Here is a 13,238-nt window from a genome sequence, read left to right as displayed (position 1 = left end):
CATCATGGCCGGTCAGACGGGCGGACCCGGGCTCCCCCGGGCCCGTGGCAAGCTCTCGGCGGCGGTCGTCGCCCACCTGCGGGACGAGGGCCCCCTGCCCGAGCCGTCCCTGGCGGACGCGGCCGAGCCCTACGGCGACGACCTCCAGCTCGCCCTGTACGTCTGCTACGAGCTCCACTACCGGGGCTTCGAGGGCGTGGACCCGGCCCGGGAATGGGACCCGGCGCTGCTGGCGGTCAGGGCGGCCCTGGAGCGCCGCTTCGAGTCCGCGCTGCGCCGGGACGTCCCGCCGGGGGCCGGGCTGGACGACACGCTGGACGCGCTGCTCGTGGAGCCGGTCGACGGCACGGGCGTGTCGCACTTCCTCCAGGAGCACGCCACACCGGACCGGCTGCGCGCCTACGCCGCCCAGCGCTCCCTCTACCACCTCAAGGAGGCCGACCCGCACGCCTGGGTGCTGCCCCGGCTCAGCGGACGCGCCAAGGCGGGCATGGCCGCGATCGAGTACGACGAGTTCGGCGCCGGCCGGGCCGACCGTGTCCACGCCCGGCTCTTCGCGGACCTCATGACGGACCTGGGCCTGGAGACGGCGTACGGCCACTACCTGGACGAGGGCCACGCCGAAATGCTGGCCCTCGTCAACCTCATGTCCCTGTTCGGTCTGCACCGGCGGCTGCGCGGCGCCCTGGTCGGGCACTTCGCCGCCGTGGAGATCACCTCGTCGCCCGCCTCGCGCCGCCTGGCCCTCGCCATGAAACGGGCGGGCGCCGGGCCCGCCGCCGAGTTCTTCTACACCGAACACGTGGAGGCGGACGCGGTCCACGAGCAGGTCGTGCGGCACGACGTCGTACAGGGGCTGCTGGACGACGAACCCGCCCTGGAGGCGGACATCGTCTTCGGGATCGACGCCACCGGCTTCCTGGAGGACCGCCTCGGCGACCGGCTCCTGACGGACTGGGGCGCCGCCGCTTAGGGAAGCTCCGCCAGCAGCCGGCGCAGCTCACGCGTGCTGCCCCGGCCCTTCGCCCGTACGATCTGCGCCGCGACGGCGCTCAGCTTCCGGTTCGTGTGCTGCGAGAGCACCCGCAGGACGTCGAACGCCCGGCCCGGGTCGCAGTCCAGCAGGTGCGTGACGATGCCGATCGCCTGGTCGATCACGGCACGCGTCGCCATCGCCGTCCGCAGCTGCTCCGCCTCCGCCTCGGCTCCGGTACGGGCATGCTCGCGCAGAAGTCCGCCGACCGTCTCCTCGGCCAGCGCCCCGACCGCCTCGCGGGCCGCCGCCGTGAGCCGCCACGGACGGAACGCGTACAGGGTGACCGTCGCCGCCACGCCCCCCGCCGTCACCGGCACCGCCGCACACGCGCGCAGCCCCCGTTCCAGCGCCGCGATCCGGAAATCCGGCCACCGCGCGTCGGTGACGAGATCGGTGGCCCCGACCGTGCGCAAGGAGCGGGCGGCATCGACGCACGGCCCCTCGCCGGTGTCCTCCTGGAGCGCGGCCAGCACCGCGAGATCCGGGTGGGTCGAAGCGCTGTGACCTTCCCCGCCGGGGCACCGCAGGGACACCGACGCGCCCCGGCACCCGGCCGCACAGCGCATCGCCCGCCGGCCCAGCCGGACCAGACACGGCGCCACGGCCGCGCCATCGGTCACCGTGTCCATCGGCCGCGCCACCCTCAGCCTCCCTGGGAACCCGCCGGTCTCCGCCCCCAGCGGGACGGAACGGGACCCGCCGCGCCGCTCGGCACCGTGACACCGATGATCGGCTAGCTTCGTCGTATGAACGGGCCACCGGAGGGCGAGAGCGGTCGTCAGGCCCTCGTCGCCCGCGCACGGGAACTGCGCGCGGCCCGGGACCATCCTCCCGCCGAATACCCCGTCCTGCTCGACGCGGCCCTCGCGGAGCTGGACCACGCGATCGAGGCCCTGCGCCGGTCCGAGAACCCGCAGGGGACGCCCCGGAGACCGGGTGCGAAGGCGGCGCCCCACCCGTTCAAGGCCATCTTCGACCAGCTGCCGTGGCCCGTCGTCCTGACCGACAGGCAGACCGTGGTGCGCCGCCTCAACCGGGCCGCCGCCGAACTGGCCGGGCTCCATCCGGGTTATGCCGTGGGCCGCCCCCTCGCCGCGCTCCTGCGCCCCGCCGACCGGGCCGCCCTCCGCGCCCATGCGGCGGCCGTGGCCGCCGGTGAGGGAGGCCGCAGCCTCCCGGTCCGCCTCCCCGGGCTGCCGGACGGCCCGCTGTACGCCACGCTCACCGGGATCGACACGCCGGAGGGGCGGGGGCGGGACGTGCTCCTGGTGCTCGCCCCGGCACCGGCCCCCCGCACCGCCGCCCGCACCGGTGACCGGGCCGGCCCCTCGTCGGCCGTACGCCAGGCCGAGCTGACCGGCCTCCTGGACCGCACGGCCCGGGCCCTCCTGGAACGTGAGCCCTCCGCGGCGGCCCTCGGCGCCGTCGCGGGGCTCCTGCGCGACGGTCTCGCGGACTGGGCCCTGCTCGACCTGGGGCCCCCGGACGCGCCGGTCCGGCTCGCGGTCCACGGCCCCCCGGTGCCGGACGACGAGGGGCTGGAGAAGGCGTTCCTGCGGCAGGACCCGCGCGCCTGCCCCGTGGCGGTCGAGGTCATGGCCTCCGGCGAGGCGGTGGTGGAACAGCCCACGGACGACCTGGACAGGCTGGGGGCGGACGAGAGCGGCGCGCCGCTCATGGTCCGCGCCGACGTCACGGCCCTGCTCTCCGTGGCGCTGACCGCGTCCGGCGGCACGACGGTGCTGGGGGCGCTGACCCTGCTCCGGGGAGGGGCCGGGCCGCCGTTCTCGCTGCTGGAGGCCGGCGCCGCGGAGATCGCGGCGGGCCATATGGCAGTCGTCGCCCGGCGGGGCGGTGCGGGCGGGCCGGACGTGCGCTGAGCGGCGGGCGCGACGGACCGTCCGGGGAAGAAAAACCGGCCGGTCAGGGGTGCCGGTGCCGTGCGGTGGCATACGGCGAGGTGGGGGAGGGCGGGAATCGCCCCGGCGCGAGAGGGCCCGCTCCCCGGCCGATCGAGCATGGAGGACATGATGGTGCGGACCGTGGGTGTGGAGGAGGAGCTGCTGCTCGTCGACGGGCAGAGCGGCGAGCCCAGGGCGCTGTCGACGGCCGTCCTGGCCCTCGCCGAGCGGCGCGCCGAGGGCGACTCGGCCTTCGAGCAGGAGCTGCACCGCCAGCAGCTCGAATTCGCCACCGAGCCGCGCGCGGACATGCGGGAACTCGCGGACGAGATCGTGCGCTGGCGGGCGGAGGCGGCCCGCAGCGCCGCCGAGGCCGGGGGAGCGGTTGTCGCGCTCGCCACCTCTCCGCTGCCCGTCAGTCCGTCCATCGGCGAGGGAGAGCGGTACCGCTGGCTGGCCGACAGATTCGGGCTGACCACGCAGGAGCAGCTGACCTGCGGATGCCATGTGCACGTCTCCGTGGAGTCGGACGAGGAGGGCGTCGCGGTCCTGGACCGCATCCGCCCCTGGCTCGCCGTGCTGCTCGCACTGAGCTCCAACTCGCCGTTCTGGCAGGGCCAGGACACCGCGTACAGCAGCTACCGCAGCCGGGTCTGGGGCCGCTGGCCCTCCGCCGGGCCCATGGAACTGTTCGGTTCCGCGCGCCGTTACCACGACGAGGTCGAAGCCCTCGTCGGCACGGGCGTCCTGCGCGACGAGGGCATGATCTACTTCGACGCCCGCCTCTCTCACCGCTACCCGACCGTCGAGGTCAGGGTCGCGGACGTCTGTCTCGACCCTGCCGACGCCGCGCTGCAGGCCACGCTGGTGCGGGGCCTGGTCGAGACGGCCGCCCGGGCCTGGCGGGCGGGCGATCCGCCGGAGCCGTACGGGGTGGGGCTGCTGCGCATGGCCGCCTGGCAGGCGGGCCGCTCGGGCCTGGAGGGGGAACTGCTGCACCCCGCCACCATGCGCCCCGCCCCCGCACCCGCCGTGGTGCACGCCCTGCTCACCCATGTGCGCGAGGCGTTGGAGGACAGCGGGGATCTGACGTCGGCGCGGGAGGGGATCGAGAGGGCCCTGAAGAGCGGCACCGGGGCGCGGGTCCAGCGTGACGCGCTCTCCCGCACGGGCAGCCTCCACGACGCGGTCACCGAGTGCGTCAGCCGCACACGCGGCTGAGCCGGGCGACGGCCTCCCGCCCGAGGGGGCGGGAGGCCGTCGGGTGCCGCGCGCTCAGTCGTCCGCGCAGACCCGTACGGTGTGCAGCTCCGGGTCCGCCGGGTCCGGCAGGTTCATCCCCGCTTCCAGACCGGTCAGGAGATAGCGCAGCACCGGCTCCGTCAGCCGTTCACCGGGCAGCACCACCGGGATGCCCGGGGGGTACGGCGTGATCATCTCGGCGGCGACGCGCCCCGCGGCCCGCTCCACCGGGACGTCCTCGGTCGCGTGGAAGTAGGCGTCGCGCGGCAGCCTCGCCTGGTCCATCCGCAGCTCCGACGGTGCCGGGACCGCCACCTCGGGCCCCCGGGGCAGTGAAGGAGCCTGCCGGGCGAGGTCGCGCAGCCCCGTCAGCAGCCGCTTCGTCGTCTCGACGTCGTCGGCGTGGGTGAGCTGGGCGCTGACGCGCCGGTGGTCCATCAGGTGCGTGTCCATGTGGTGGTGTTCGCGCAGCCAGTCCGCCGCCAGATAGCCGGAGATCCCGAGGTTTGCGATGTCGATGACCACCGGCAGCGGGTCGAACTCGGAGCCCGGACCGCAGAAGTCGTCGCGGTCGTTGACGTGCATCCCGTCGATCGACTCGATCTCCTCGCGCACCGAGGCGGCGAGGTCGAGGGCACGCGACATCAGCGTGTGCCCCTCCAGCACCATCTGGCGCCGCCAGCCGTCCATGCCCGCGTACAGCAGGACGGAAGGGCTCGTCGTACCCAGCAGATCGGCCCGGGACGCCAGCGTGTCGTGGTCGATCAGGTCGCCCCGCAGATGGAACACCGACCCCTGTTCCAGGCCGCTGCCCATCTTGTGGATGCTGGTGACGCAGACATCGGCGCCCGCGTCCATCGCCCACGTCGGCAGATCCGGATGGAACGGCAGATGCGCGCCCCACGCCTCGTCCACGACGAGCGGGCGGGAGCGCCGGTGACACACCTCGGCGATGGCCCGCAGATCCGCTGCCACCCCGTACGGCGTGGGGCTCGTGACCAGGGCGCCCTGCGCGTCCGGGTGCTCCTCGAACGCCCGCTCGTACGCCTCCGGGGACGGCGGGTGCGCGAGATGGCGTTCGGTGTCCCACTGCGGCTCGACCCACACCGGCCGGATGCCCGAGAGGATGAGTCCGGAGATCACCGCCTTGTGGGCGTCCCGCCCCACCAGGAGCTTCTGGCCGTGTGCGGCGACGCTCAGCATCGCCGCCTTGACCGACAGGGAACTGCCGCACGTCGAGAAGAACGCGTGCTCCGCGTGCACGGCGTCGGCCATCAGGACCTCCGCGCGTTGGAGCACCCCCGACTTCATCCGCCGGTCGTCCAGTCCGCCGCTGGCCAGGACGTCGCCGAGGAACACGGCGTCGCCCAGCACGGCCCTGACCTCGGGCGCCGCACCCCGCGCCTGTTTGTGCCCCGGGGGCGTGAACCCCAGCTCACCCCGCTGCCGGTAGGCGGCCAGGGCGTCGAGAACGGGTGCTTCCTGATGATTCTTCGGCATGTCCGCCGCCTTCCCGTGGTCTGCCCCGTCAATCCGTACGCCGGACAGCCCTCAGGGGAGCGGCGTGCCGCCGGTCGCGTTCACGATCTCGCCGGTGATGAAACTCGCGTTGTCGGAGGCGAGGAACACGTATGCCGGAGCCATCTCGGCCGGCTGGGCGGGCCGCCCCAGCGGGCTCTGCTTCCCGAACTCCTTCGTGTCCGGCAGCGTCGCCGGGATCAGCGGCGTCCACACCGGGCCGGGCGCCACGGCGTTCACCCGGATGCCGTCGGACGCCAGCATCTGGGCGAGGCCCTGGGTGAAGGTCACGATGGCGCCCTTGGTCATGGCGTAGTCCAGCAGATGCGGACTCGGCTTGTACGCCTGCACCGACGTGGTGTTGATGATCGAGCCGCCGGCCGGGATGTGCGGCAGGGCCATCTTGCACAGCCAGAACATCCCGTACAGGTTGGTGCGCAGCACCCGGTCGAACTGATCCGTGGAGATCGCGGAGATCCCGTCCGGCTGTGCCATCTGGTACGCGGCGTTGTTGACGAGCACGTCGATGCGCCCGAACTCCTGCACGGCGCTCCCGATCAGGGCACGGCACTGCTTCTCGTCCCGGATGTCGCACGCCTCCGTCAGCGCCTGCCGCCCCGCCTCCTCGACCAGCCGGGCCGTCTCCCGGGCCTCGTCCTCCTCGGTGTCGAGGTGGGTGATCAGCACATCCGCCCCCTCGCGGGCGAACGCCAGCGCGACGGCGCGGCCGATCCCGGAGTCGCCCCCCGTCACCACGGCCTTGCGGTCCTTCAGGAGCCCGTGGCCCCGGTAGGAGTCCTCGCCGTGGTCGGGCGGCGGGTCCATGGGGCCGGTCCAGCCGGGATGTTCCTGTTCCTGCTGCGGGAAGTCGGGCCGCGGGAAGCGCTCGGTGGGGTCCTGACCGGGTGTGCTCATGGGGCCTTCTTCCGTGACTGGTCGTGGGGTCGGTCCGGGGGTCACCGGACGCACTCGATGACGAACCCGCTCCGGGGCTCGGGCGGGACGCGGTGGAGGGGGACGGACAGGTGCTGTTCCGGCACCCGGTACGCGAAGAAGTGGACGGGGGCGGCCCCGTGCAGCGCGATGACCCGTTTGCCGAGCAGGCGGGTGCGGAACGGCGCGCCGCCGCCCCGCCCCCGGCGGTCCGGCCGCCGCGCGTGACCCCGGAGCAGGAGGGACAGGGTGCTGTCGGCCATGAAGTCTCCGTAGGACAGGGGCGGGGTCCGTGCGGCGGCGTGGCGTCCGGGGACGGCCCGTCGGTGCCCCGCCGTCGATCCTGGGCGCACCCGGACCGGCGCGCGACTCGGAGTCCGCCGGACGGCGCTGCGGCTGTGGTCCCAACCGCAGCGCCTGCTCCCGCGTACGCCGGGAGCCTGGCCAGGCGGGTACCCGTGCCGCTGAGCGACATGCGGGGCGGCCGGGGCGTTTTCGTACGGCATGACCCCCTGACCGCCCCGACCGCCCGGCTCCCCGGATTGAATCGGGCATTCCGGTTGAACCCGGATTCCGTGGGAACCCGTCCGACGGAACGGCTGTGCGGGCACGCCCGCAGGACGACCCGGGAGGAACCGAGGAGACATGGGAAGGCATGCCGAAATCGCCCGCGCCCTGGCCATGAGGGCGAAGGCGGCGAAGCTCAAGTCGGACGGCGCCGCACTGGGCGACGAGAGCCTGAAGGCGGAGGGGCGCCGGCGCGAGACCGCCGGACGGATCGCCCAGGCCGAGGCGAAGGCGGCACGGCGCGAGGGCCGCCACTGAACGGCGGCGCAGCCGTCACTCGACAGCGAGGAGATCACTCATGCGTGCACTGACCTGGCAAGGAAAGCGTGACGTCCGCGTCGAGACCGTTCCCGACCCCGTCATCCAGGACCCGACCGACATCATCATCCGGGTCACCTCGACGGGCATCTGCGGATCGGACCTCCATCTGTACGAAGTGCTCGGCCCCTACCTCGACCCCGGCGACATCCTGGGCCACGAGCCGATGGGCGTCGTGGAGGTGACGGGCCCCGAGGTGACCGCCGTGTCACGCGGTGACCGCGTCGTCGTCCCGTTCAACGTCTCCTGCGGCACCTGCTTCATGTGCGGCCGGGGCCTGCACTCGCAGTGCGAGACCACGCAGGTCAGGGAGTACGGCACCGGAGCCTCGCTCTTCGGGTACACCAAGCTCTATGGGCAGGTCCCCGGCGGGCAGGCCGAGCTGCTGCGGGTTCCCTTCGGCAACACCCTGCCCGTCAAGGTGCCCGAGGGGCCGTCGGACGACCGGTTCGTCTATCTGTCCGACGTGCTGCCCACCGCCTGGCAGGCCGTCGAGTACGCCGCGATCCCGCCCGGCGGCAGCGTCACCGTCCTCGGCCTCGGCCCGATCGGCGACATGGCCGCCCGCATCGCCCTGCACCGGGGCGCCGGCCTGGTCATCGGCGTGGACCTGGTCCCCGAGCGCCTCGCCCGCGCCGCCGCGCGCGGCGTCCAGACCCTCGACCTCGGGCGGTACGGCAAGGACCTGCCGGACGCGGTCCGGGACCTCACCGGCGGCCGGGGCACCGACGCGGTCATCGACGCCGTCGGCATGGAGGCCCACGCCATCGGCGCGCCGATCGGCAAGGCCGGCCAGTGGGCGGTCGGCCTCCTGCCGGACGCGGCGGCCCGCCCGCTCATGGAACGTGCCGGCATCGACCGGCTCACCGCCCTCCTCACCGCCATCGACGTGGTCCGCCGGGGCGGCACCATCTCCATTTCCGGTGTCTACGGCGGCGCCGTCGACCCGCTGCCCCTGCTCACCATGTTCGACAAGCAGATCCAGCTCCGGATGGGCCAGGCGAACGTCAGGCGCTGGGTGCCCGAGATCCTGCCGCTGCTCGTGGACGAGGACCCGCTGGGTGTGGACGGCTTCGCCACGCACCACCTGCCGCTGGAGGACGGCCCGAAGGCGTACGCGACCTTCCAGGCGAAGGCCGACGGCATGGTCAAGACGCTGCTGCGGCCCTGAGCCGCGACGAAGGGATTCACCGTGAACGCATCGCAAGGGCTGCGCGTCGTCGTCACGGGCGCCACCGGCAACGTGGGCACGAGCCTCGTGCGGGCCCTCTCGCAGGACCCGGACGTCGGATCGGTCCTCGGCCTGGCCCGGCGGCTGCCCGGCCTCAGCCTGCCCGGCGTCGAGTGGGGGAGGGTGGACCTCTCCCGCCCGGACAGCGCCCGGACACTCGGCTCCCTGCTGACGGGTGCGGACGCCGTCGTCCACCTGGCCTGGCGCTTCCAGCCCACCCGCGACCCGGTCGTCACCTGGCGCAGCAACGTCGAGGGCTCCCTCCGCGTCTTCGACGCGGTGCGCACGGCCGGTGTCCCGGCGCTGGTCCACGCCTCGTCCGTCGGCGCCTACGCGCCCGGCCCCAAGCGTGAGCCCGGCGTGGACGAATCGTGGCCGACCCATGGCTGGCCGGACGCCGCCTACTGCCGGGAGAAGGCGTATCTGGAACGGGTCCTCGACACCTTCGAGCTGCGCCACCCGCAGATCCGGGTGGTACGGATGCGGCCCGGCTTCCTGTTCAAGGAGACGGCCGCCCCCGAGCAGCGCCGCATCTTCGGCGGGAAGTACCTCCCCGGCGTACTCCTCCGCCCCGACCTGCTGCCCTTCGTGCCCGACCTGGAAGGGCTGAGGTTCCAGGTGCTGCACACGGACGACGCCGCCGAGGCGTACCGGCTCGCCGTGCTCGGCGACGTACGCGGCCCCTTCAACCTGGCCGCCGACACCGTCACCGACGCCCGCTCCCTCGGCGCGCTCCTCGACGCGCGGGTGGTGCGCGCGCCCGTGCCGCTCGTACGCGGCGCACTGGCGACCGCCTGGCACGCCCGTGCGGTCCCGGCGTCGCCCCACCTCTTCGACGCCGTGCTGCGCCTGCCCGTCATGGACTGCGCCCGGGCGCACGAGGAGCTGCGCTGGCGGCCCCGCTACTCGGCGTCCGAGGCCCTGACGGCGTTCCTGCGCGGTGTCGTACGCGGCACGGGCGAGGAGACCGCCCCGCTGGCCGGCAGCCGGTGGAGCTGAGGGGATGCAGGGCGACAGTTCGCCGCGAAAGCCCACGGATGCCACCATGGCAACCATGTCCCGCAAGGCGCTGATCGTCATCGACATGATCAACCCGTACGACCACGAGGACGCCGACCAGCTCCTTCCCTCGGCCGAGCGCGCCGTGCCCGTCATCGCGGACATGCTGAAGACGGCCCGGGGCAGTGGTACACGCGTGATCTACGCCAACGACAACTTCGGCGACTGGCGCTCCCACCACGGGGAGATCGTTGCGGCGGCCATGGCCGGCGCCCGCCCCGACCTGGTCGAACCGCTGAAGCCCGACGAGAACTCGCTCTTCGTCGTCAAGGCCCGGCACTCGATCTTCTACGAGACGCCCCTGCCGTACCTGCTCCATCAGCTGGACGTCGACCACCTCGTCCTGACCGGCCAGGTGACGGAGCAGTGCATCCTCTACTCCGCGCTCGACGCGCACATCCGCCACATGGAGCTGACGATCCCGCGCGACGGAGTGGCCCACATCCACCCCGACCTGGCGGACGCCGCCCTGCGGATGACGGAACGGAACATGGGCGCCCGGGTGTGCGCCGCCGAAGAGATCCACCTGTGACACCGCCGGCCCGGCCCGGCACGAAAGGACCCGCATGACGCGCGCCGCACTGTTCGACGTGGACGGCACCCTGGTCGACACCAACTACCTGCACGTCACCGCGTGGTGGGAGGCGTTCCGCCAGGCCGGGCACACCGTGCCGATGCCCGCGATCCACCGCGCGGTCGGCCTCGGCTCCGACGACCTCGTCGCCCATCTGCTCGGCTCGGGCCGGGACCGGGACCAGGACGCCGGCATCAGCGCCACGCACTCCGCGCTGTACGCCACCTACTTCGAGCGCCTGCCCCCGCTGGACGGCGCGGCGGACCTGCTGCGCGCCCTGGCCGGCCGGGGCTGGACGATCGTCCTCGCCACCTCCGCCTCCGGCCACGAGCTCGAGGCCCTGCGGCGCGCGCTCGACGCCGACGACGTGATCGCCGGCACCGCCAGCTCCGACGACGTGGACGAGGGGAAGCCCGCCCCGGACCCGATCCGCCATGCGATGGACATCGCCGGCGCCACCAGCGAGGAGGCGGTGTACATCGGCGACTCCGTCTGGGACATGACGGCGGCCACCAGGGCGTCGGTCCCCGCCGTGGGCCTGCTGTCGGGCGGCATCCCCCGGGCGGACCTGGAGGAGGCCGGGGCCGTGGAGGTCCACGCGTCCCCGGCCGCCCTCCTGGACCGCCTCGACACCGGCGTCATCGCCCGTATGAGCCCCTGAGCCCGAGCCCTCCCGGGCTGAGCTCCCGAGCCCGGTGTCCTACGCCCTCAGCCGCCGCCGTCGCACAGGCAGAACGGGTGCCCCGCCGGGTCCGCGAAGACCCGGAAGCCGCGCTTTCCGTCGTCGTCGTCCAGATCGAGCGGCGTGGCCCCCAGGGCGAGCACCTCGCGCTGGGCGGCCTCCATGTCCTCCACCTCGAAGTCCAGGTGCTCCTGCTGCGAGTTCCGGTCGGCGCGCGGCCACTCGGGCGGCTGGTAGCCGGGGGCGAGCTGGAAGGCCAGGCGCGCCCCGCCGGGAACCCGGAGGTCGTACCAGCGGTCGTTGTCGTGCGTCACCTCCCCGCCCAGCACCTTCTGGTAGAAGCCGGCGAGTGCCGCCGGGTCCGGGCAGTCGACGGCAACCAGGCAGTAGGTCGCGACAGCCATGTCTTCCCTCGCTTCCGGTGTACGCGGATATGCGGATGTCCCCCTCCCGGGTTCCGCGTCCGGCGCGGGGGAAACATGATCCGGATCGCGGGGGAAACACGATCCGGAAGCAGTGAAGCCGGTACGTTTCGACCGCTGGGGATCGGTAACCCATCCCATATGGTGCAATTCGGATACACGATGATGACCGAGCAGTCGGGGCCGCGTGCCCTCGTCGAGGACGTGGTGGCGGCCGAACAGGCCGGCTTCGACTTCTCCGTGACCTCCGACCACTACTTCCCCTGGCTGAAGTCCCAGGGCCACGCCCCGTACGCCTGGAGCGTACTGGGCGCCGCCGCGCAGGCCACGACGCGCATCCCCCTGATGACCTACGTGACCTGCCCGACCACCCGTTACCACCCGGCCGTCGTGGCGCAGAAGGCGGCGACGCTGCAACTGCTTTCCGAGGGGCGGTTCCGGCTCGGGCTCGGCTCCGGCGAGAGTCTGAACGAACACGTGGTGGGCGGCGGCTGGCCGGATGCCCGGGTCCGGCTCGACAAACTCGAAGAGGCCGTGGAGATCATCAAGGCGCTCCTCGCCGGCGGCTACGTCAACCACCACGGCCCCCACTTCGACGTGGAGAACGCCAAGCTGTGGGACGTGCCCGACGTGGCCGTGCCGCTCGGTGTCGCCGTCTCCGGCGACCGGTCGTGCGAGATCGCGGGCCGGCTCGCGGACCTGGTGATTGCCACCGAGCCCAAGGAGGAACTGCTCACCGACTTCGACCGGCACGGCGGCGGCGGAAAGCCCCGGGTCGGCCAGTTGCCCGTCTGCTACGACACCGACCGCGACGCGGCGGTGAAGCGGGCCCACGACCAGTTCCGCTGGTCCGTCGGCGGCTGGAAGGTCAACTCGGAGCTTCCGGGCCCCTCCGCCTTCGACCAGGCCACGCAGTACGTCCGGCCCGACGACATCGCCGAGTCGGTGCCCTGCGGCGACGACGTCGGGCAGTTCGTGGAAGCGGTGCGCCCCTTCGTCGACGCGGGGTTCACCGAGGTCGCCCTCGTCCAGATCGGCGGAGACCACCAGAAGCCGTTCATCGACTGGGCCCAGGAGAAGCTGCTGCCCGCGCTGCGCGCCCTGTGACGTGCGTACGCACCCGGCCCGGCGAGGGACGGGTGCGTACGGAGTCACTCGGCGCGACCGGAGCCCTCGCGTCCGTTGGACGACCTGGCCAGTGCCCAGGCCGGGAAGACGAACCAGCAGACGAAGGACCACAGCGCCATCCCGCCCACCAGCCACAGGGCGAGCGTGTTGTGCAGCGCCACGCGCATGATGAGCAGCAGCGCCGAACACATCGTGCAGAACAGCAGCACGAGCCCGAGCAGGGTGAGCCGCGACGCCCACACCACTGTCTCAGGCTTCAGGTGGCGGCCGGTCAGCAGCCGGTGGAAGCAGACGGGCCCGATCAGCGCGGCCGCCGTGGCGGAACCGAGGAGCACGGTGACGACGTAGATCGTCCGGTCGGTGTCCGACAGGGTGCCGAAGCGCGGCTGGAAGACCACCGCCAGCAGGAAACCGAAGAGGATCTGCACCCCGGTCTGCGCGACCCGCAGTTCCTGGAGCAGTTCCGTCCAGCGGCGGTCCGCGCGCTCCTCGGTCGTCTCGTCCCGCCCGCGGTGGACGTTCTCGCGGTCGTCGTTCCTGCGGTCGTTCTCTTCGGCTCGTCCGTTGTCCATGTGCGGTGTCCCTCCCTCCCTCGTGCCGAAACCTTTGTGCGCGGGCCGCCCGGCC

At 73.2% G+C, this 13,238-nt stretch carries 15 protein-coding genes; 9 read left to right on the top strand and 6 right to left on the bottom strand.

Annotated elements, in window-relative coordinates; translation table 11 throughout:
• Positions 1 to 4: 4 nt before the first annotated feature.
• Complete coding sequence (locus ACN6LM_RS29825; RefSeq protein ID WP_445068490.1) at positions 5 to 973, top strand: iron-containing redox enzyme family protein; 969 nt, start codon at positions 5 to 7, stop codon at positions 971 to 973.
• Here the strand turns inward: ACN6LM_RS29825 and ACN6LM_RS29820 are convergent.
• Positions 970 to 1,665: an ANTAR domain-containing protein gene (locus tag ACN6LM_RS29820; protein ID WP_445068489.1), complete on the bottom strand. Its 696-nt coding sequence runs from the start codon at positions 1,663 to 1,665 to the stop codon at positions 970 to 972. The genes ACN6LM_RS29825 and ACN6LM_RS29820 overlap by 4 nt on opposite strands.
• A gap of 117 nt (positions 1,666 to 1,782) precedes the next feature.
• Between ACN6LM_RS29820 and ACN6LM_RS29815 the strand changes: the two genes are divergently transcribed.
• The gene (locus ACN6LM_RS29815; RefSeq protein WP_445068488.1) at positions 1,783 to 2,916 is read left to right on the top strand and encodes a PAS domain-containing protein; all 1,134 of its coding nucleotides are present in this window, start codon (positions 1,783 to 1,785) and stop codon (positions 2,914 to 2,916) included.
• A gap of 138 nt (positions 2,917 to 3,054) precedes the next feature.
• Positions 3,055 to 4,158: a glutamate--cysteine ligase gene (locus ACN6LM_RS29810; RefSeq protein WP_445068487.1), complete on the top strand. Its 1,104-nt coding sequence runs from the start codon at positions 3,055 to 3,057 to the stop codon at positions 4,156 to 4,158.
• A 54-nt stretch (positions 4,159 to 4,212) separates the two neighbouring features.
• On the opposite strand, the gene ACN6LM_RS29805 is transcribed toward ACN6LM_RS29810, so the two are convergent.
• Genes ACN6LM_RS29805 through ACN6LM_RS29795 form a run of 3 tightly spaced genes read right to left on the bottom strand, consistent with a single transcriptional unit; the run spans position 4,213 to position 6,893 of the window.
• The gene (locus tag ACN6LM_RS29805) at positions 4,213 to 5,679 is read right to left on the bottom strand and encodes an aminotransferase class I/II-fold pyridoxal phosphate-dependent enzyme (protein ID WP_445068486.1); all 1,467 of its coding nucleotides are present in this window, start codon (positions 5,677 to 5,679) and stop codon (positions 4,213 to 4,215) included.
• Between the two features lie 51 nt (positions 5,680 to 5,730).
• Positions 5,731 to 6,612: a glucose 1-dehydrogenase gene (locus tag ACN6LM_RS29800; protein WP_445068485.1), complete on the bottom strand. Its 882-nt coding sequence runs from the start codon at positions 6,610 to 6,612 to the stop codon at positions 5,731 to 5,733.
• A gap of 41 nt (positions 6,613 to 6,653) precedes the next feature.
• On the bottom strand, positions 6,654 to 6,893 hold the full coding sequence (locus tag ACN6LM_RS29795) for a hypothetical protein (protein WP_445068484.1): 240 nt from the start codon (positions 6,891 to 6,893) through the stop codon (positions 6,654 to 6,656).
• Between the two features lie 382 nt (positions 6,894 to 7,275).
• Between ACN6LM_RS29795 and ACN6LM_RS29790 the strand changes: the two genes are divergently transcribed.
• The 5 genes from ACN6LM_RS29790 to ACN6LM_RS29770 are packed head-to-tail and all read left to right on the top strand — an operon-like array spanning position 7,276 to position 11,040.
• Positions 7,276 to 7,455, top strand: coding sequence for a hypothetical protein (locus ACN6LM_RS29790; RefSeq protein WP_445068483.1), 180 nt, complete (start codon positions 7,276 to 7,278; stop codon positions 7,453 to 7,455).
• A 40-nt stretch (positions 7,456 to 7,495) separates the two neighbouring features.
• Positions 7,496 to 8,686 carry an alcohol dehydrogenase catalytic domain-containing protein gene (locus ACN6LM_RS29785; RefSeq protein WP_445068482.1) on the top strand — a complete coding sequence of 397 codons (1,191 nt, stop codon included), beginning with the start codon at positions 7,496 to 7,498 and terminating at the stop codon, positions 8,684 to 8,686.
• Between the two features lie 21 nt (positions 8,687 to 8,707).
• Positions 8,708 to 9,745 (top strand): NAD-dependent epimerase/dehydratase family protein, encoded by a 1,038-nt coding sequence (locus ACN6LM_RS29780; RefSeq protein ID WP_445068481.1) that lies wholly within the window; start codon positions 8,708 to 8,710, stop codon positions 9,743 to 9,745.
• A gap of 55 nt (positions 9,746 to 9,800) precedes the next feature.
• The gene (locus ACN6LM_RS29775; RefSeq protein WP_445068500.1) at positions 9,801 to 10,337 is read left to right on the top strand and encodes an isochorismatase family cysteine hydrolase; all 537 of its coding nucleotides are present in this window, start codon (positions 9,801 to 9,803) and stop codon (positions 10,335 to 10,337) included.
• 34 nt (positions 10,338 to 10,371) lie between these two features.
• Positions 10,372 to 11,040 carry an HAD family hydrolase gene (locus tag ACN6LM_RS29770; RefSeq protein ID WP_445068480.1) on the top strand — a complete coding sequence of 223 codons (669 nt, stop codon included), beginning with the start codon at positions 10,372 to 10,374 and terminating at the stop codon, positions 11,038 to 11,040.
• A gap of 47 nt (positions 11,041 to 11,087) precedes the next feature.
• On the opposite strand, the gene ACN6LM_RS29765 is transcribed toward ACN6LM_RS29770, so the two are convergent.
• Entirely contained in the window at positions 11,088 to 11,465 is a 378-nt protein-coding gene (locus tag ACN6LM_RS29765) for a VOC family protein (protein ID WP_445068479.1), read from the bottom strand.
• A gap of 159 nt (positions 11,466 to 11,624) precedes the next feature.
• Here ACN6LM_RS29765 and ACN6LM_RS29760 point away from each other — a divergent pair, with 159 nt between their 5' ends.
• On the top strand, positions 11,625 to 12,590 hold the full coding sequence (locus ACN6LM_RS29760) for an LLM class F420-dependent oxidoreductase (protein ID WP_445068478.1): 966 nt from the start codon (positions 11,625 to 11,627) through the stop codon (positions 12,588 to 12,590).
• 44 nt (positions 12,591 to 12,634) lie between these two features.
• Here ACN6LM_RS29760 and ACN6LM_RS29755 read toward each other — a convergent pair whose 3' ends face one another.
• Positions 12,635 to 13,183, bottom strand: coding sequence for a DUF6328 family protein (locus ACN6LM_RS29755; protein ID WP_445068477.1), 549 nt, complete (start codon positions 13,181 to 13,183; stop codon positions 12,635 to 12,637).
• Between the last annotated feature and the right edge of the window lie 55 nt (positions 13,184 to 13,238).

The sequence above is a fragment of the Streptomyces sp. SAS_281 genome (assembly GCF_052542855.1).
This window is presented reverse-complemented; position numbering and strand designations above follow the sequence as displayed.